Below are 20,272 nucleotides of genomic sequence, written 5' to 3'. Positions count from 1 at the left end.
AATTCATCAGTTTTCTTGACTTTTTATCTCATGAATAATTGGCAATTTAATCAAGAAAGACGTACCCTGCCCTAACTGAGACACTAAAGTTATTGTTCCGTTGTGTTTTTTTATTGTATTGTACACGATAGACATGCCCAGACCCGTTCCTTCTCCCACTTCCTTGGTTGTGAAGAATGGTTCGTAAATCTTTCTCTGCGTTTCTTCGGTCATACCGCTACCGTTGTCCATAAATTCGACCGTAATGTAGTCTGGAAATGCTCTTGTTTTAATCGTAATAAGCCCCGTGCTCTTATCTCCGTGATACTGTTTTACTGCATGAATGGCATTTGTAATGATATTCAGGAACACCTGATTCAGCTTCCCGGGATAACATTCTATCATCGGGAGGTCTTTAGCGAAATCTTTTTTCACTTCGATACGGCCATTCAGCTGATTATTTACGATAACCAGAGACGAATCGATTCCTTCATTGATATCTGCACGCTTCAGATCATTTTCATCCACCCGCGAGAATATCCGTAGTCCTTTCACGATCTCAGCGGTACGTGAGGAACCTTCATGAATACCGTTCAGCAGATGCGATATCTCGATCTTCAGGTAATCGTAATCCATATCCTCCTTAAACTCGTCGATCCTTCGCTTTTTCTCCTCCGCGCTCACGCTGTTGTCCATACAAAGCTGCTCCACAAAGTTGATCGTATCGAACACCATGTCCACATCGCGCTTCAGCGGACCTACATTGCTCGTTACAAAGTTGATCGGGTTATTGATCTCATGGGCGATACCGGCTGTGAGCTGACCAAGTGAGGCCATTTTCTCTGCTTCCACCAGTTGCGACTGGGCTTGTTTCAGGTTATCCAGGGTGTCTGCCAGGTCATTGTTGGTAGCTTTCAGTTCAAGCGTACGTTCGTTCACCTTTTCTTCGAGCACCACATTCTGCAGGCGCACAATGCGCTCGTTCTCCATAGAAGCCTCGAGTGCCTCCTGCTGCGATTGTTCCTTTTCGCGTTTCAGGATATTGATGCTGTTTGCAAGACCGAAAGACAGCAAAGCCATTTCCACCGCGCTGGCTCCCTGCATCACGTTGCTCGTCATCACGTTGTACGGAAGCATACCATAGTCCTTCAAAAGGAAGATGATAGAACCGACAAGCAATACCGACCAGGCTGCAAAGAAGTAGCGCGCCGACTCAAACCCTTTCACCATGAGCATAAACGAAATGCCCAGCACGATGAAAGAGAAGAGCGTGGTGCCCATCTGCATGATCTGGAAGCCCGTCTGCACGCGGCCGGCCAGTGTAGTTGCAATACCCAGGATAAAAAACACATTCAGCACCAACAATAGTTTTCCCGATTTGGGAGCATTCTTCTGAACATCCAGGAACCTTCGCGTAAATGCCAGCGCAGCCAGGCAACTCATACATGCAAAAAGAACAACACTTTTCAGCTGGAAAGAAGATGCCGACGGCCATAGGTATTTATAGGTGTATCCTTTAATGCCGATCTGGGTGAGCCCCGTAAACAGCACATACAACACATAATACAGGTAGCTTTTGTCTTTAACCGAGAAAAACAGGAACAGGTTGTAAAAGATCATGATAAGGATCACCCCCAGATAAGCTCCCAGCACCAGATCCTCCTGGCTCAGGTTCTGCCAGAGCGTTGTAGGTACATTGATGGATAATGGAACGATAATCTGTTCGGAGCTTTTAACACGCAGGTAATAAGTAAGTGTGCGCCCCTGCGGAATATCCAGAGTAAAGATGTAATTCGGATTTTTATAGCGTCTTGCATTGAACGGAAAAACTTCTCCCATGAACACGCTTTTATAACCAGTGTCCTGCGGTACAAATAATTCCACTTCGTCGAGAATCGGATAGGCGATATTCAGCAGAAAGCGCGTTTGTGAACTCCGATTGGTCACTTCAAACCGCATCCACACGGAGTACGGCGTTAGCCCGAAGTTCGGGATGTCTTTATCATTTCTGATAAACTCAGGGGAACGCAGTACGTCTTCTATCGATAATTCTCTTTCCGCATGCAGCACTCCGAGATTCTTCCCGATCACATACCGGTCGGTCTGATCCGTAAGAATGTTTTGGCCGAAAGAAGCAACAGAGCAAAAAAGAAAAGTAACAAGGAACGCTAATCTGAACACCGGCTATTTGATTGAAGAAACTACAAGTATATTAATGGAGCATGCAAAGTAGGCGTTTTCATCGGCCTTTTTTAATGTATCGACAAAAATAGCATGCTCGTTTTCAGCCAGATGACCTTTTTCGAGCATCTCTTTTAAAATCAGCTCGATCCACAGATAATCATTGGCTTCCTTCAGGGTTCTCAATGTAAACGGAAACACCTCGGTCTTAATATTTCGGAACTCCGAATGCACGAGGTAACCGGTAAGCTTACGCGCGGCGAAGCCATTGTTGATTTTAACTTTGGTAAGGTAGTGCAGCAGCTTTTCCTGTACCGCCACATCTCCCTGGTAAAATACAAGGCTTGCCCAATCTGTCTCCACGAACACGGCAGACTGCCCCGCTTTCAGTACTCTCCGCATTTCATCCACCACGCCCTGCGGGTCTTTGAGGTGCTGCACCAGTCGTTCTGCGCGTATGCCGTTGATGCTATCCGCCTCAAACGGAATCTGAGTGGCTTCCGAACATACAAACGTTACGTTCTGTCCATTAGCTGCAGCACGACCTTTATCCAGCAATGCATCATCATGGTCCACGCCCACTACCTGTACATTGTTTCCGAGCATGGCGGATAAGCCGATCACATCCAAACCAGTTCCGCAACCGAGGTCGATCACCGTTCCGTCTTTCACTTCAGCAAAGGGCTTGTAGGAATACTCTTTCAACCCTTTCAGAAAAGCTCCGGTATCTTCGAGGTATACGGCATTATAGTGTTTCTGAGACATAAAATTTTTTCTGCTAAAAAATATTCAGGTTTTTGTAATTCACATCGTTCTCAATCCGGGTTTTCTTAAGGTTAGTGATCACCTCGTTCAGATCCCAGGTATCGAGATTTTCTATCTGTAATGCGTAATCAATTTCAATTGTTTTTTTGCGCAGCTCTTCCTGACGGTACTGATTCAGATTTTTGCGCAGGGTCATGATCGCCTCGCGGTCCTCTTCACTCGCCTTGCTCAACTCGTTGATATCATCGAGCAGCATCGTCGTAGCTACCAGATCCAGTTTCGGGTAATAGAATGTACCATTGTTCCCGATCCTGAGATCGATACGGTATCCCACGCTTTCCGCCAGCTTTACCGTATAGGGCGCACACAGCGCAAATAGAGATGCCAATCCTATCTGGGAAGAAATTGCTACGGCCGCGCGGGTAAGGAATATGCTGCCGATTCCGTAACCGGCAATTTCCCTGGAGTTCCATAAACCGCATATTTCGCCGGTGCCGTATTGAGCGTAACGCCACACGAGGTCAAATACCCCGGCATCCATCATACCGGTTGCCTCCTCGATAGGCAGCGGCTGCGTACCGCCGGATACATGAATACGCGCACCGCCATAAACCTTTGAACGGTCCAGCGATTCCACGATCAGCACGAAGGCAGCGGGATTGCGCGTCCATTCGTCTTTTGAAGAGGTGACTTTTGTAACTCCGATGCTCGTAAGTACATGTTCATGTCCTTCGAGAAACAGCTTGCAAGAAGCCGGGTCGTCTATAGCCCGGAAAGCCCGCAGGCGCACAATAGGATTACCGGTATCTTGGTTAATGTCCATTGATTGTATAAAAACATTTAACGGCGTTGGTCAAAATTGTTTTGTCTGACACCATGATCTGTCCCTGCAAGTGTAGTAGTGATGTATAGAAAGGACAAGCTACAAAAAATTTTCAGTTATGCAACATGCCTGCGGTGAAATAATGGTGAATTCTCTTGTAATACCGCTAAAATTCAAAAAAGACTGTCCTTCCCTGAGGAAAGACAGTCTTTTTCCGAATACTCTTTTTGTAGCTACATTCTGGATTTCAGCGCAGCGATATCGTCAATACGTTTTTGTGCGATACGCATCGCAGCTGCCTGATTATGAATATTTTCTGCTTCAGCCAATGCGAAAATATCCAGCGTACGGTCGTAGATTTTTTCCACCGCACTGTTTACTTTTCCGATATTATAACCATCCAGTTCCGCACTTACGTTGATCACACCACCCGCATTGATCAGAAAGTCAGGAGCATATACAATTCCTTTCTTCACCAATGCCGGACCATGTACATTCTCGTCGGCGAGCTGGTTGTTTGCAGCTCCTGCAACGATCGCACACTTCATTGCAGCGATGCTCGCATCGTTCAGCGTGGCACCAAGCGCACAGGGTGCATAAATATCGATATCCAGGTCAAAAATGCCTGCATTATCAACGATTTCGATTGCAGGATACTTGTCTTTAGCGGATTTCAGCTTGTTCTGATCGATGTCGGAAACCATTACTTTCGCTCCCTCATTCACCAGGTGACCGATCAGGTACTGGCCCACATGACCGGCTCCCTGTACCAATACTTTCTTACCGCTCAGGCTGTCGTTGCCATATACCTTTTTGGCAGCAGCCTTCATACCCACATACACACCTTTCGCTGTGAATGGAGAAGGATCGCCGCTTCCGCCGGAGTATTCCGGAACACCGGTTACAGAACTGGTTTCCATGGCAATGTATTCCATGTCGGATGTATTTGTATTTACGTCCTCTGCAGTGATGTATTTACCGTTCAGGCTGTTTACGAAACGGCCGTAACGACGCCACAACGCTTCAGACTTCATAGACGGGTTCGCAATGATTACTGCTTTACCGCCTCCGATGTTCAAACCGCTGATCGCGTTCTTATAGGTCATTCCACGACTCAGGCGCAGTGCGTCGATGAGCGCGTCTTCATTACTTTCGTAACTCCAGAGACGCGTCCCCCCCAGCGCAGGTCCGAGGGTTGTGTTGTGAATGGCAATAATAGCATTCAGGCCGCTGCGTGCGTCGTGGCAAAACACCACCTGCTCGTGCCCCATTTGCTGCACCTTGTCGAAGATAGATTCCATAATAGGTTTTGTTTATTGAATAAAATCGGGTGCGAAAATACACTAATTAAGCAAATTGTACGCACTAGCGGATCGTGTATCCCTCAGGTATTGAAAACGGGTACTTTTGTTCGGCATCGATCACAATATTCGACAGGTTCATATCCACCAGTAATCCTTCACCTTTATTGATGATGTTGAACTTGCGGTCCTGTGCGATCCTGAGATTTCCGAACAGTCCGAAATTGTGCAATTGCTGTGTGAGCGAGCGGTTCAGCGAATCGTTGCTCACAAGCTGACTGCGTTGCACGGTGGAATCCGACTTCAGCACATCCAGTTGTTCAATGTAGGACAACTGCGTTTGGCGGAGCTCCCAGCGATCGCCGCTGTCTGCCACTGAATTAAGCTGCCCTTTGCTGAGCACAGGATTACCGAGCAGCATATTCTGTAAAGAATAGAAGTCCACACCTTCCGGCAGGATCGAGCTTGCCTTTGAGATAGGTCCGATATATGCGGTGTTTTCCAGGAACGAAACGGCTTTAAAGCTATCCGGTGTGATCACCGCACGCGCTACCTGGATCAACCCTCCCCCCGCAGATACGGATATCCAGATAATGCTGTCCTGCTTCATACGGATGTTTGCGACGAAATCGAGTGATTTATCCCCTCCTTCGTAGTGCATTTTTGCCTTTGCAGCAAAAGTCGTCACATTGACCCGGGGTGCCACCACAGGCTTCATAGAGTCCAGCAGGCGCACATTCACCATAGCCGAATCCGTCACTGCAGCCTGCTTGATACCGGCGGCAAGCGAATCGAGCCTGCGCGTTTCTACAGCCGCTTTTTCTTTCTGTTTTTTCCCTCTTTTGTGTCGTATCAATTTACACGAATCTGCCGTGAGCACAACCAATGCCAGGGCACACAACTTTACGATACTCTTAATCATTCGTCTTCCTGTTCTTTATTTTTTGTTGTAACTGAGTATTGGCAGGATCTTTCTCAGAAGCCTTCTGCCAGTTTTGAAGGGCTTTGTCGATTTGGTTCATTTTAAAGTAAGCATCTCCGAGATGCTCATACAAGGTGGCGTCTGCGTTTGCACCCTCCTTTTCCACCGCTTTACCGATCAGCTCCGCCGCCTTTTCATATTTCCCCTGCTGGTAAAAAATCCAGCCATACGTATCCAGGAATGTCGGTTCGTCCGGGCGCAGCAGCAGCGATTTTGCCGAAAAACGCTCCGCATCTTCCAGCCGCGTTTTCCGTACAGACAGGTAATACGCATAGTTGTTCAGCACGGTTGCATTGTCCGGCGTGAGCTCCAGCGCCTTATCAAAATTCTTGTCCGCATCTGCGTAAGCCTTGTCTGAATGGTACACATCTGCCAGCGATGCATACATCTCTGCAAGCAATACTTTATTGTCCTCCGGCTGAAAATCAATTGCAGTTGTAATAGCCTTCGCCGCCTTATCGTACGCTCCTTTATTGGAATAGCCGATACCATTCAGGTAATACACCACGGCCGATGCGGGAAATAAAGTAAGCGCCGCATTACTGTAACTGATCAGGGAATCGGCATCTTCCTTCCCGGTCATACCGAACATCACCTGCTGCCAGGTATTCAGATTGGTGGAGTCAAGGCGCAGCGACTGCTTATAGGATCCGAGCGCCTCACGATTCAATCCCTGCATGCTCAGCAAATCGCCCATCACGCCATGCAGCAATGCATTATTCGGATGCAGCGCGAGCACTTTCCGGACGATTTCCACAGAATGTTTCCGGAGACTCGTATCGCCCTCCACATCCTGCAGGTACGAAACAAGCAGCTTTGTCTGTGTCTCTTCATCCAGGTCTTTATTCACGATCGCACGATCCGCGTACTCCAGGTATTTAGGCGTGTTGTCTTTTCTTTTGTAGTAAGCGGCAAATCCGAGTTCCACCGTAATGTCTCCGGGAAACAGTCGTTCTGCTTCTTTCAGTGTTTGCAGCGACTCTTCATCGTGCTTATTGCTCAGGTACATTTCTGCGAGCAATGTGTAATATTTGGCATCGTGCGGATTGGCGCTGATCATCCGCCGGATCGTCTGCGCCGACTGCTCTACCTTATTTTCTTTCAGGTAAATCTGGTTGATCTGCATCAGCACGTCATCGTCGTAGCCCCGCTGGTCAAGCAGCAATTCCAGCTCATCAATAGCCTTTTTATACTGATTGGAACGCTCATAAAACAGCGACGCTTTCAGCAGATAATCTTCATTAGGTGAATATTGCCTTCCCAGTCGTGAAAAAACAGCAGCAGCTTCGGCAAACTTACGGCTGTCTGCCAGCAGATTGCCATACAGTTCTTTATACCACTTATTGGAAGAATCCAGTTCTATCGCATGCCGGATATTCTGAATACCCTTCTCCTTTTCATTATTTTTGGCATTGATGCGCGCCAGCTCATAATAGGTAGCAGCCTCCCTGGGTTCTGCTTCCGCAAAACGCAGAAATAAGGCCTCTGCCTCTTTCGTATTGCCGAGAATATTTTCTTTTACCGCATCGGAAAAAATACGCCCTGCATTTGCATGCGGACTCTGGGCCGTATCGAAGGGCGCTATCTCCGCCAGTTGTGCATAGCCGGTAAATGATACCCCTGAAAAACCAATAAGAAATGTAAGTACCCTTACCTTGCTGATCATATGTGCGTTGAAAAATCTCCGAGACTTAATTCATCGGACTTGTTGGTGTAAGATACACTTTTACCCAACATACTTTTCTCAATACAAGCATTTTTAACAACACTGTCGCACTGGATAATGCTGTTGCTGACGATCGACTTTTCAATAACGGTATTAGCTTCCACAGAGGCATAAGGACCTACCACAGAGTTAACGATCCGTACGTTCGGACCGATATAGCAAGGTTCGATGATACTGCTGTTCTCGATGCGGGCGCTGGCGTCGATGAGGTTCTCCTTATTGCGTTTGAGCTCCAGGATACGCTCATTGGTGTACAGCGTTGCATCCTTGTTGCCGCAATCCAGCCATTCGGAGACCTGGTCGGTATAGAACTTCATACCGTTTTGCAGCATATGCTCCATAGCATCGGTGATCTGGTATTCACCTTTCATTTTGATATCATTATCGATCAGACGTTGCAGCTCCTTACGCAGGTTTTCTCCGTCACGGAAATAATACACACCGATGATGGCGAGGTCTGAAACGAAACTCTGCGGCTTTTCCACGAAAGCTTCGATCTCACCGTTATCCTTCAGCTTCACAACACCGAATGCAGACGGGTCATCTACCTTTTGCGTCCAGATGATCGCATCACGGCTGGTATCGATGCTGAATGTGGCATCGAACAAAGTATCTGCAAAAGCAATGAATACGTTGCCTTTCAGTGATTCGGCAGCACACAGGATCGCGTGAGCCGTTCCGAGCGGGGTCTCCTGGTAGCAGATACGCCCTTTGGCGCCCAGCTTGCTGGCGGTATTTAACAGTTGCGCCTCTACCTCTTTACCGAAAGACGGTCCGATGATAAAAGCAATCTCTTCCACTTTTTCACTTCCGGTGGCCACGATGTCCTCCACGAGGCGCTGTACAATAGGTTTTCCGGCTACGGGAATCAAAGGCTTGGCTGTGGTAAGCGTATGCGGGCGCATGCGCTTGCCCATGCCGGCCATTGGTATAATTATGTTCATAAAGTCGTTTTAAAGGGTGGGCAAAGGTATTAAGCCAAATTCATTTTTTATCCTTTTACTTGCTTTATCTCTATTAACTTTGCGACCATGTCCAAAAAAGCAATGCTCATCATTATGGATGGCTGGGGTAAAGGTGCTGACCCTAAGGCAGATGCCATTCTCGACGCTCATCCGGAATTTGTCAACTCACTATATAATTTATACCCGAATAGCGAACTGATCACCTGTGGAGAAGCGGTAGGATTGCCCGACGGACAAATGGGCAACTCTGAAGTAGGTCACCTGAATCTGGGAGCTGGCCGCATTGTATATCAGGAGTTACAACGGGTAAATGTGGCGATCCGCAATGGCTTGCTGGAGCAAAATGCAACATTGCAGACCGCTTTTTCTATCGCAAAGGAAAATAAAAGCACCCTTCATTTCATCGGACTGGTAAGCGATGGCGGCGTGCACGCGCATATCCGCCATCTCGAAGCGCTTTGCGAATATGCGCAAAATGCCGGAGTTGCCGACTTCGCAGTTCATGCATTCACCGACGGAAGGGATTGCGATCCCAAAAGCGGACTGGGTTTCATTACGGAAATCCAATCCTGCCTTGCACGTACCGGTGGGAAACTCGCAAGTATCACCGGCCGCTATTATGCAATGGATCGCGATAAGCGCTGGGAACGGGTAAAAATGGCTTATGACGCACTCGTCAACGGCATCGGCGCATACAGCACCAATGCTGCAGCCTCAATTGCAGCGTCCTACGACAACGGCGTTACAGATGAGTTCATCCATCCGATCGTTATGACGGATGCATCGGGCAAACCGGTGGCCACCATCCGGAACGGAGACGTGGTTATCTGTTTCAACTTCCGTACCGATCGCTGCCGCGAGATCACCGAAGTGCTGACACAGGAGCATTTTCCCGACCACGGCATGCACAAACTGGATCTGCATTATGTAACGATGACCGAGTACGATAAAACATATAAGGACATACAGGTGATCTTTCACAACGACAACCTCGATAATACAATCGGACAGGTGCTTGCAGAGCAGGGTAAAAAACAGATAAGAATTGCCGAAACCGAGAAGTACCCGCACGTTACCTTCTTCTTCTCCGGTGGCCGTGAAGCCGTATTCGAAGGCGAGACGCGCATCATGCGGGATTCGCCGAAAGATGTACCCACTTACGATCTGAAACCGGAAATGAGCGCGTATGCATTGAAAGATGCGATCATTCCGGAACTCAATGCACAGAGCGCAGACTTTATCTGTATGAACTTTGCGAACGCAGACATGGTGGGCCATACCGGCGTATGGAGCGCGGTGGTAAAAGCTGTGAAAACGGTGGACGACTGTGTATCGCAGATCGTACCGTTGGCGCTGCAAAACGGCTATGCGGTATTCCTCACCGCCGACCATGGCAATTCTGACCATATGGTTAATGAAGACGGAAGCCCGAACACGCAGCATTCGCTCAATCCTGTTCCGCTTTTCCTGATCAGCAAAGACTATAAAGGAAAACTGCGCAGCGGAAAGCTCGGAGATATCGCTCCTACGATCCTGCACTATATGGGTCTGCCGATCCCGCACCAGATGACAGGCGAGATCCTGATCGACTGATATTGATTTACTGATTTCCGGCCGGGAAGATCTCCGCTATGAGCGCCTGATACTTCCCGGCTATTATTTTGCGGCGAAGACTCAGTTTAGGCGTTATTTCTCCGCCGTTCACCGTCCACGGATTCCCCAGGAGCCGGTAACGCTTAATCTGCTCGTGCGGCCCCAGGTGTGCATTCACCGCCTGTACATGTGCCGCGATCGTTTTTTTCACCAGCTCATTTTCCTCAAAGCCTTCCACGGGCCAGGGAATATTTTCTTTCACAAAAAGATCGCGGAAATAGTCTGCAGAGACGACAATGAGCGCCGAGGCAAACTTCTGCCCCTCCCCGATCACCATTACCTGCTCGATATATTTACTTTCTTTCAACCGGTTCTCTATCGCCACAGGAGCGATGTATTTCCCGGCGCTGTTCTTGAAAATCTCTTTTTTACGGTCGGTTATTTTGAGGAAACGCCCATCCACCAGGGTGCCCACATCTCCCGTATGCAGCCATCCTGCAGCGTCGATTGCTTCCCTTGTGGCAGCTTCATCTTTGTAATAGCCCAGCATCACACTCGGTCCGCGGAACAATATTTCCCCGTCCTCCGGGTCGATACGCACTTCCGAATTTTCCACCACGATCCCTACTGTTCCGAAGTGCCGGTCCTGCTGTTCCCAGCGGTTTACCGCAATCACCACGCAGGATTCGGTCATTCCATACCCCTGCAGCAGCGGAAGTCCGGCGCAGGTAAATATGCGTTCCAGCCTGGGGTTCAGCGCAGCACCTCCGCTCACGATGGCTTCCATCTTTCCGCCCACAGCCGCTCTCCACTTACGGAAAACAAGCCGGTCGGCAAGCTTACGCTGTATTTCATAGAGCGGTCCGTTTGCGCCATTCAGCTCATAACGGGCCGCAAGATCCAGGCTCCAGTCAAAGATCTTCTTCTTCAGTCCATGCAGTTGTTCGCCTGCATTCATGATCTTTTCAAGCACCCGCTCCAGCACCCGCGGTACGGCAACAAATATCTGCGGTTGGATTTCCTTAGCATTCTCACCGATTGTTTCCACAGATTCTGAATAAAAAATACGCACGCCGTGGAAGAGATATAGTGTGTTCAGGAAACGCTCGTAGATATGATTCAGGGGCAGGAAGCTCAGTGCACGCCAGCTGGTGCGGAACGGTGCAATATCCTTGCACGCTTCCAGGTTGCTTAAGATATTCCGGTGCGACAGCATCACTCCCTTAGGATTACCTGTGGTGCCGGAAGTGTACAGTAGCGTAAACATATCGTCCGGTAGTACCCCGTTTCTGAGCACCGCTATTTGGTCCGGATCATATGCGGCTTTACCCTGTTCCAGGAATGCAGCAAACGAAATGGTTCCCGGCACATCCGAAAAGCATACGATATCCCTGAGGTAGCGCAGGGAAGTCTGTACACTGCGCACTTTCTGCACCACCGACTGATCCGATGTAAACAGGATACGGATTTCGGAATGATTCAGGATGTAAACCAGATCGTCGGCCCCGATAGTAGGATAAATCGGTACGTTCGGCATACCCAGCTGCTGGCTTCCGTAGTCCACAAAATTCCATTCAGGAAGATTGGCCGACATAATTCCGACCTTGTCGCCCGTCCTGTATCCATTCGCGAGCAAGGCGGAGCTTACATACTGCACCTGCTGGTAAAAGGATTCGAGGCTCACCGGCACCCACTGCTTATTGCGTTTCGCGTTCAGAATGTCCTGCCCGGGGGCATATTCCTTTAAATGATCCAGTATGTCAAAAACGCGGGTAGGCACCATAAATATCCGGGAGTGTTATTCTTTCTGTTTTACAACGCGACGGCTGCCGATAAAGGTTCCGTCCAAACGGTAAAGATAAAAGAGATACACCCCATCAGCCAAAGATTTTATGTCTACGCGCGTGGCGCCGGCAGATTGCTGCAATAGTCTTCCCTGTATATCAAATACTTTGATTTGCACGGGCGCTGCGGCATTCACCGAAACCAAGCCGGTTGAAGGGTTCGGAAATAATTCGATGTCGGTATCGGCAATTGTGAATTCATCCACAAAAAGTCCGGTCTCCACCAATGAATCCGACACAGCCACACATCCGTTGGAATCCGTTACCTGCACGTAGTAGGTACCATTCATTTTCATTTCGTAAGAGGATCCGCCGCTGCCGACGGGTGTTCCGTTATTGTACCACTGGTAAGCGGCATAACCGTTTGCCACGCTGAGCATCACACCAAAGCGCGACAATACGGGTCGCGCCGGTTTTGTACCGATGATTGTCACACGCAAAGAATCGTATCGGCCACCGCCGCAGGAGGGCGCATACGGGCGCCAGGTTTGAGCCCGTACTGTATCGTGTATGAAGATCCTGTTCGCTTTTCCCTCACTGTCGTTGAATACGGTGCTCACGGGCCATTTCCAGAATTCATGACCTGCAGCCAATACACTTACATCCAGCCATTCGTCCTGGCAGGCATACAGCGTATCGCCGTCGTAATAAGACTTACCACGTACGCGCAGCGCCGGTTGGAATGCATGGCTCTGCACATACGGAAGCTCTGTTTTGTCGAACAGGTAGGCATAACTGATGTAGGCACTGTCGCCCGATTTGAGCGTACCGATATTGAAGACCAGGCCCATACCTACATCATAGAAAAGCGAATCACCCAGTGTATATTCGATCAGGGAAGTGTCGATGAGTTGGTTGTAGAAAGAATCGAGGCTCTGCACACCTACCAGCGAGGAACGTAAAAAATACGGCCTGGCCCGGCAATCGCGCGTGAACAAACCGAGGTAGCTGCGATAATCATGCCCCGTTGCCGAAACAAGCGCCAGGTGCTGCGGATCCGGAATATTGTGTTCCAGTTTCTGGATAGTGGCATAACCGCCGCCACCTACCTGCTCATATTCATTGTCGGGATCCACCGTACGTTGGTAGTACACCTTACGCAGGTCGGAAACTCCTTTATTGATCAGCTTTATATTGAAGGTTAAAAAAAGCCGGTTGGTGTCAAAGATCATTTCCTTTTCGATGTAGAGATCATTCATCCTACCCGACCAATGCACAATGATATCGGTACCGGACTGGCTGTAATCGCTGATGCTGCCGGTAAGGCCGAAACTCATATAGTTATCTCCCCGCGAACGCATCGCACGGCCCGTGAATCCGTTCACCTCCACATCCCATCCCTCATGCGGCACACCCGGCATGATATAATCGCCGATCCATTTAGGCTTGCCCACGCTCCAGCCATCCCTGGCGAAATCCACCACAAGACCGAGCTCCGCCGGACTTACACCGGCAACAAGACTGTGAAAATTAGAAGGTGCTGTAATACCCGAACCCAGCGTTCCGTTGGGCGCGATACCGCACTCCGCGTACTTCCCCTTCAGGAAAGCATTGCCGGACAATAGCTGCGCAGGCGCCCGCAAAAAGGTGCACAACAACAGCCAGGACAGCAGGACGGTTGTTTTCATTGATAGTTTGTTTAGTTGTAGAGGTACCACAATATATGATATTTTTCCGAAAATGTCCGGCCTGTGCCGGTAAACAACCTTGTTACTGGATTTTGCAATAACTTAGGCGGACTAAACCAAACATCCTTGAGCAACTTCGCACGCTTCAGACAACAATTGTTCCGCCCTACCGATGCGACCTCCGTTCAACTGTTCCTCCGGCTATTCGGTGTGGTCGTGATATTGCAGGCCATCAGTTTTACCAATGCCGGATATATAGCGCAGGGTATTCTCGCGCCGCGTTTCCTGTTTCAGTACGATTTCTTTTCTTTTATCCGGCCGCTTCCTGAAGATGCAATGAAATTCTTGCTGTTGCTGATGTCTGCGTCGGGACTGATGCTGGTATTGCAGAAAGGCGTCCGTGCAGCGCTGATCACCTTTACCCTGTCTTTCGGTTACTTTTTCCTGCTGGAAAAATCTTACTATAATAATCACTTTTACCTGTTCCTGCTGATTGCGTTCATATACCTGTTCTGCCGTCCGCGCAGGGACGCCAATGGCAAACAATACATTCCTTACTGGATGCTGCTGTTATTACAGGTGCAGATCGTGATCGTTTATTTCTACGGAGGCCTGGTAAAGCTGAACCCCGACTGGCTGATGCGGCAGCAGCCCATGCGCATTTTGCTGCAGGATTCCAGCCAGAACGCTTTGCTTCCGGACCTCAGCCGCAGTGACTTTGCTTTGTACCTGCTTACGTATGGCGGGTTGGCTTTCGACCTGCTCATCGGTTTTGCATTGTGGTCGAAAAAATACCGCAAGCCGGCAATGATCACGGCAATCGCTTTCAACTTCAGCAACCTTACAATTTTCAACTTCGGAGATAACGGAGACATCGGTGGTTTTCCGGTATTCATGATCTTTACCCTGATCCTTTTCCTGGACCCGGAATTTGTAGCGACAAAATGGAACGCGCTTACGGGGAACAAAAAGGCCACGGCACCGGCCATGCCCCCTTCTTTTGATACAGAGCGCCCGCTAACGCTTACTTTACTTGCGGTATATATGAGCTTTCAGCTGCTGTTTCCGCTGCGGCACCTGTTGTTCCCCGGCAACACCAACTGGACCACTTTTGCCTCCCGGTTTGCCTGGCGCATGAAATCCCATTCGAGTCAGGGTACTGTGCGTGTATTCGTACGCGGAAAAACCGGAGAGCCGTTACAGGAGATCAATATCGGAAACCTGATCAATTCCATGCAGCGTTTTTACATGACGGAAAACCCGGTGATGATGTGGCAGTTTGCGCAATATCTCGGGCGAGAACTGAACGACCGGGGTAATGCACATCCTGAGGTGTACGTACATTCCATGCTTTCTTTGAACGGACGCCCGGCGCAGCCTTTAGTGGATTCTACCGTAAATATGCTCTCGCTGGAACACAACCCGTTTGCCCCGGACAAATGGATATTGCCGCTGAAAGATTAAAGTGGTCGGGCTCTTTAACGGATTGAGATCGGAAAGATCCCATTAATATTCATACCGGACGCCCTCAAACGGGCGGCACATTCCAATCAAAACACAGGAATCAGCCCGGAACATCAGATAAGAGATATCTCCCGTTCCGGAAAACCTGCCGCTCTGCGCGGGAAACAATCCGGCGTTCCGGCAAGCCTGCCGCAGGGGTGCGGGAAGGTTTCCGGTGGTCCGGCAGAGTCGCCGCAGGGGTGCGGCAGGCATTTTAGTGTTCCGGCAAGCTTCCTGCAGGGCTGCGGCAAACAATCCGGTGCTTCAGCAAGCCTGCCGCAGGGGTACGGGAAGGTTTCCGGCGTTCCGGCAGGGTCGCCGCAAAAAAAAGCAGGAAACTCTTTCGGAGTTTCCTGCTGATCATTACAGAGGTATTTAAATCACTACCACACTTTAGCGCGAACGCTGTCGGCACGGTACATTTTATCGCCTGGCTTGATATTGAAAGCGGCATAGAACTCAGGCATATTGCTCAGAGGACCATTACAACGCCATTTTGCAGGTGAGTGCGGATCGGTTTTGATCATCAGAGCAGCCTGCTCATCGCGGGTTTCCGTACGCCAAACCTGTGCCCAGCTCAGGAAGAAACGCTGATCCGGTGTAAAACCTTCGATCTTTTCATTGCCTTTACCCTGAGCTGTTTTCTTGAACGCCTCGTAAGCGATCGCCAATCCGCCAAGGTCGGCCAGGTTCTCACCCAGCGTCAGCTGACCGTTTACATGAACGGAATCCAGTACTGTGTAAGCGTCGAACTGACGAACCACCACCGCTGTTTTCTCTTTGAATTTTTTCTCATCTTCCGGCAACCACCAGTTTTTCAGGTTCCCTTCGGCATCATACTGTGCACCCTGATCGTCAAATCCGTGTGTCATTTCATGTCCGATCACACCACCGATACCGCCATAGTTAACCGCATCGTCCGCTTCGTCTGAGAAGAAAGGATATTGAAGGATACCGGCAGGGAAAACGATTTCGTTGAAAGCAGGATTGTAATAGGCATTCACCGTAGGAGGTGTCATACCCCACTCGGTACGGTCTACCGGTTTGCCGAGTTTATTGATATTGTAGTTGTATTCGAACGTGGAAGAAGCGATCGCATTTTTCACGTAATCGTTCGGAACGATTTCCAGGGAAGAATAATCTTTCCATTTGTCAGGATAGCCGATTTTCTTCACAAACGTATTCAGTTTGCCCAGAGCCTTTTTCTTGGTCTCTTCGCTCATCCAGTCGAGACGCTGGATACGGTCGGCATAGGTTTGCTGCAGGTTGTTCACCAGGTCCAGCATACGTTTTTTCGCTTCAGGTTTGAATGTTTTGTCTACATACATTCTGCCCAGCATTTCACCTACCGCACCGTCAACAACGGTCAGTACGCGTTTCCAGCGTGGTTTTTGCTCTTTCTGACCACTTACCGCCATTCCGTAGAATTCGAAACGCGCTTTGTCGAAATTGCTGCTCAGGAAAGCGGCCATTCCATTAACAAGGTGGAATTTCAGGTACAATTTCCAGGTTTCCACCGGCGTCGCTTTCAGCTGTTTGCCTACTTCTGCAAAGAATGCAGGCTGGCCTACGATGAGGCTGTCCTGACCCTGCACTTTCAACTGGGCGAAAATATTTTTCCAGTCGAGGTTCGGCGTCATTTTAGAGAACGTAGCGAGGTCGTATTTGTGATACACTTTATATGGGTCACGCATGTCCACACGCTTCATGGATACTTTTGCCAGCTTCGTTTCGAAATCGTAAACAGCCTGCATGTTCTTCAAAGCGCTTGCTTCGTCGTTACCCAGCAGTCCGAACAGTTTCTTTACATAAGCTTTGTACGCATCGCGGATTGCCACCGTGCGCATATCGTTCTCGAAATAGTAATCGCGGTCAGGCATACCCAACCCGGCCTGGAACACCTGGCAGATTTCCTGTGTTACATTTTTATCGTCTGGAGCCACATAAAAAGCAAAAACAGAACCGATTCCTTCGGTATGCTGTTTCAGCAGCTCGGCCAGTACCTGCTCCTGGTTAGTGGCAGCATCGATACGATCCAGCCAGGGTTTCAACGGAGCAATACCTGCTTTATCGATACCTGCGGAATCCATACCCGACTGGAAAAAAGAACCGACCATCTGCTCGGCACTGCCTTTTGCAGCATCTTTCTTCCCGGCGGCCTCTTTCAGCAATCCGTGGAGGATGTCGTAGTTATTATTGATGAGGATATTGAAACTGCCCCAACGCGTTTCAGATGCCGGGATCGGGTTTTTCTTAAACCATGCACCGTTTGCATAATTATAGAAGTCTTCAGCCGGGTTGATGGTTGAATCCATATTCGCGGGATCCAAAGCCTTGAATTGGGACGCTTTGCCGGCACTACTTCCGGACTTCGAGTCGACGCAGGCCGCCATAGTGCACATACCAGCGATCGCCAGTAAGGATTGTTTTACGTTCATAACAATATAACTATATTTTAAGACACAAATGTAATTGGAAAACGAATAGGTGCAGCCCCCCGTTTCGGGGGATTTTTCCAATAAAAAACTCCGGTGCAGGACCGGAGTTGTTTGTTACTGTTTTTAAAAGCCTAGTGCTTCACAAAAGAACCGGAAGCATATTGATGCTGTCCGTCTTTAGATCCGACTACATAAATGTAGCTGCCTGCCGCATAACGCGACACAGATAGTGTTGCGGTCTCTTTGAAAGGAACGCGCGCCACTTCCTGGCCATTTACCGAGTATACGCTCACGGAAAGTTCTTCGCTCATATCAGCAGTAATGCGCAGTTCGTCCTGTACCGGATTCGGGAATACTTTGATTGCCGGGTTGTTGAAGATCGGTGTTTCGATACCTGCGGGATCAGATAATGTTACGTCATCGATCCACATAGTGGTGCCGGCAACCGGTTTGCTTTTGTTGGTCGGTACAAATGAAACGACAATGCGGTCGGGAACCGTGGTGGCGTCTTTATAGGTAATCGCCACATCCACTTTCGTAAAACCGGTATTGGAAGGTATGTCTACATAGCCTGAACCGATCGTGGAGTCTGCACCCCCGGCACCGATTCCGGATTTGATTGCGGAGAGGTTCATCCTCGCCACGTCTGACGATCCTGCAGACGTGAGCTTCACCCAGGCATGTCCAAAAAGAACACGGGAGGTAACGGGTGTTCCGCCGGGATATTTGAACTGGTATTTTCCGGCCATGATATCTGCCAGGTTGAACGTAATGTTGCTATTCGCCAGCACCGAAGGAAGCGTGTCCGTAGCATTCGTGATCAGCACCGCGGAAGAACTTCCCCCGTGATACACGGTTGTGGACTGGCTGCAGCGCGCAACAAAACTGGACGGAGCTCCTGTAAGCAAATAATATGCCTTAATGAGCGAGTCCGATGAAAACCAGTTTGCAGGACGGGCCAATGTGGTTCCGGAGGACGTATAGCTTACCCAGGATTCCATGTTCCCGTTAACTACCGTTTGTGCGGATACCGACCCGTACAGAGCGCATCCGGCGATAAGTGTAATGATTCTCTTCATTTGGAAATAATTAATCTGCAGCAAGAATACAGGATAGTTTTCATCTGTCAAAATAACTTTTTCGGCCTGCCGATTAACGTACAATATATCTATCTTTGGCTGAACCATTTACCTACTTGTTTTGGATTTTTTTCCTTTTTCCGCTCCGCTTACCATTCTTAACGCTGCAGCAGTGCAGGCGGCACCGAGTTCGTCTCAGATAACGATATTGCTGATCATCATCACGCTGCTGCTGTTACTGACCGCTATCTCCGCGGGAGCTGAAACTGCTTTCTTTTCACTGAAGGCAAAGGACATCAATGAACTGATGAGTAAGGATAACAGTGCGTCCAGGCAGGCTATCCGCTTACTGGATCAGCCGCAGCGGCTGCTCGCCACTATATTGGTCACCAACAATTTCCTGAACATCTCTATTGTCATCACCACCAATCTGCTGGTGAATAACCTGTTTCACGACCTGAGTCCGGTCTCCTTGTTCTTCGTGCAGGTGGTTGCCGTCACTTTCCTGCTGGTATTATTCGGCGAGGTACTGCCGAAAGTTTATGCCACACAAAACAATATGCAGATGGCCCTGTTTGCGGCACCGGTGCTCAGCATCCTGTCCCGCGTACTGAAACCGGTAAGCAGTGTCTTTGTGAACTCTTCGAAATATATTGAAACCCGCATCGGTACGCGCCGGTCCAATTACAGTCAGGAAGAATTTGAACAGGCTATTGAGCTGACGGTAGGTCCTTCGGCCACCACTGAAGAAGTAAATATTTTTAAAGGCATCCTGAAATTCGGGAATATTACCGCCAAGCAGATCATGCGCACACGTATGGATGTGAGCGGTATCCCGGAGCAATTCGACTTTAACGCGGTGAAGAAATACGCGATCGAAATGGGCTACAGCCGATTGCCCGTGTACCGCGAGAACCTCGACCAGATATCCGGGATGATCAACACAAAAGACTTTTTGCTGTTCGAGACAAATGCCGGCAGCGACTGGCATACCCTGATCCGCCCGGCGTATTTTATCCATGAAGGCAAACTGATAGAAGACCTGCTGAAAGAGTTTCAGCAAAAGCGCATCCACTTTGCGATTGTGGTGGACGAATTTGGCGGCACAAGCGGTATCGTGACGCTGGAAGATATTATGGAGGAGATCATCGGCGACATCAAAGATGAATTTGATGAAGAGGAACTCAATTACCGCAAACTCGACGATCACAATTTCATCTTTGACGGTAAAGCGTCTATCAATGATGTGGCCAGGTATGCGAATATACCCTTCGACGATTGGGAAGATATACGCGGCGACAGCGATTCATTGGCCGGACTCGTATTGGAGATCTCCGGGCGTTTCCCGAAAACCGGGGATGTGATACGTAAGAAAAACTACAGTTTTGCGATACTGGAAATGGACAAAATGCGCATCACCAAAATCAAGCTGACCATTCTTCCGGCGGAAGAACAGGCATCTTAA

General features: G+C 49.1%; 14 protein-coding genes. 3 read left to right on the top strand and 11 right to left on the bottom strand.

Going from position 1 to position 20,272, the window contains the following annotated elements:
• Nucleotides 1-6: 6 nt before the first annotated feature.
• The 7 genes from ABD846_RS07395 to ABD846_RS07365 form a co-directional block, all read right to left on the bottom strand.
• Nucleotides 7-2,160 carry a sensor histidine kinase gene (locus tag ABD846_RS07395; RefSeq protein WP_344824629.1) on the bottom strand — a complete coding sequence of 718 codons (2,154 nt, stop codon included), beginning with the start codon at nt 2,158-2,160 and terminating at the stop codon, nt 7-9.
• Between the two features lie 3 nt (nt 2,161-2,163).
• On the bottom strand, nt 2,164-2,925 hold the full coding sequence (locus ABD846_RS07390) for a methyltransferase domain-containing protein (RefSeq protein ID WP_344824625.1): 762 nt from the start codon (nt 2,923-2,925) through the stop codon (nt 2,164-2,166).
• A gap of 13 nt (nt 2,926-2,938) precedes the next feature.
• A complete protein-coding gene (locus tag ABD846_RS07385; protein ID WP_344824622.1) occupies nt 2,939-3,748 on the bottom strand; it encodes a hypothetical protein in 810 nt (269 codons plus the stop codon).
• 233 nt (nt 3,749-3,981) lie between these two features.
• Complete coding sequence (locus tag ABD846_RS07380; protein ID WP_344824619.1) at nt 3,982-5,049, bottom strand: Glu/Leu/Phe/Val dehydrogenase dimerization domain-containing protein; 1,068 nt, start codon at nt 5,047-5,049, stop codon at nt 3,982-3,984.
• A gap of 64 nt (nt 5,050-5,113) precedes the next feature.
• Nucleotides 5,114-5,971 (bottom strand): lipoprotein insertase outer membrane protein LolB1, encoded by an 858-nt coding sequence (gene lolB1, locus ABD846_RS07375; RefSeq protein WP_344824615.1) that lies wholly within the window; start codon nt 5,969-5,971, stop codon nt 5,114-5,116.
• A complete protein-coding gene (locus ABD846_RS07370; protein WP_344824612.1) occupies nt 5,964-7,697 on the bottom strand; it encodes a tetratricopeptide repeat protein in 1,734 nt (577 codons plus the stop codon). Before ABD846_RS07370 ends, lolB1 begins: the two co-directional genes overlap by 8 nt.
• Entirely contained in the window at nt 7,694-8,701 is a 1,008-nt protein-coding gene (locus ABD846_RS07365; RefSeq protein WP_344824609.1) for a sugar phosphate nucleotidyltransferase, read from the bottom strand. Before ABD846_RS07365 ends, ABD846_RS07370 begins: the two co-directional genes overlap by 4 nt.
• A gap of 87 nt (nt 8,702-8,788) precedes the next feature.
• Between ABD846_RS07365 and gpmI the strand changes: the two genes are divergently transcribed.
• Nucleotides 8,789-10,315 (top strand): 2,3-bisphosphoglycerate-independent phosphoglycerate mutase, encoded by a 1,527-nt coding sequence (gene gpmI / locus ABD846_RS07360; protein WP_344824606.1) that lies wholly within the window; start codon nt 8,789-8,791, stop codon nt 10,313-10,315.
• Between the two features lie 7 nt (nt 10,316-10,322).
• Here the strand turns inward: gpmI and ABD846_RS07355 are convergent, their stop codons facing one another.
• Nucleotides 10,323-12,098: an AMP-dependent synthetase/ligase gene (locus tag ABD846_RS07355; protein ID WP_344824604.1), complete on the bottom strand. Its 1,776-nt coding sequence runs from the start codon at nt 12,096-12,098 to the stop codon at nt 10,323-10,325.
• Between the two features lie 15 nt (nt 12,099-12,113).
• Nucleotides 12,114-13,787: a T9SS type A sorting domain-containing protein gene (locus tag ABD846_RS07350; protein ID WP_344824601.1), complete on the bottom strand. Its 1,674-nt coding sequence runs from the start codon at nt 13,785-13,787 to the stop codon at nt 12,114-12,116.
• Nucleotides 13,788-13,913: 126 nt separating this feature from the next.
• On the opposite strand from ABD846_RS07350, the gene ABD846_RS07345 reads away from it, so the two are divergent.
• A complete protein-coding gene (locus ABD846_RS07345) occupies nt 13,914-15,251 on the top strand; it encodes an HTTM domain-containing protein (protein ID WP_344824599.1) in 1,338 nt (445 codons plus the stop codon).
• Between the two features lie 422 nt (nt 15,252-15,673).
• Here ABD846_RS07345 and ABD846_RS07340 read toward each other — a convergent pair whose 3' ends face one another.
• Together ABD846_RS07340 and ABD846_RS07335 are read right to left on the bottom strand one after the other, a co-directional pair.
• Nucleotides 15,674-17,728, bottom strand: coding sequence for a M13 family metallopeptidase (locus tag ABD846_RS07340; RefSeq protein WP_344824596.1), 2,055 nt, complete (start codon nt 17,726-17,728; stop codon nt 15,674-15,676).
• 131 nt (nt 17,729-17,859) lie between these two features.
• Nucleotides 17,860-18,807 carry a T9SS type A sorting domain-containing protein gene (locus tag ABD846_RS07335; protein WP_344824593.1) on the bottom strand — a complete coding sequence of 316 codons (948 nt, stop codon included), beginning with the start codon at nt 18,805-18,807 and terminating at the stop codon, nt 17,860-17,862.
• 121 nt (nt 18,808-18,928) lie between these two features.
• Here ABD846_RS07335 and gldE point away from each other — a divergent pair, with 121 nt between their 5' ends.
• Complete coding sequence (gene gldE, locus ABD846_RS07330) at nt 18,929-20,272, top strand: gliding motility-associated protein GldE (RefSeq protein WP_344824591.1); 1,344 nt, start codon at nt 18,929-18,931, stop codon at nt 20,270-20,272.

Source organism: Rurimicrobium arvi (genome assembly GCF_039540495.1).
GTDB classification, from domain to species: Bacteria; Bacteroidota; Bacteroidia; order Chitinophagales; family Chitinophagaceae; genus Rurimicrobium; species Rurimicrobium arvi.
This window is presented reverse-complemented; position numbering and strand designations above follow the sequence as displayed.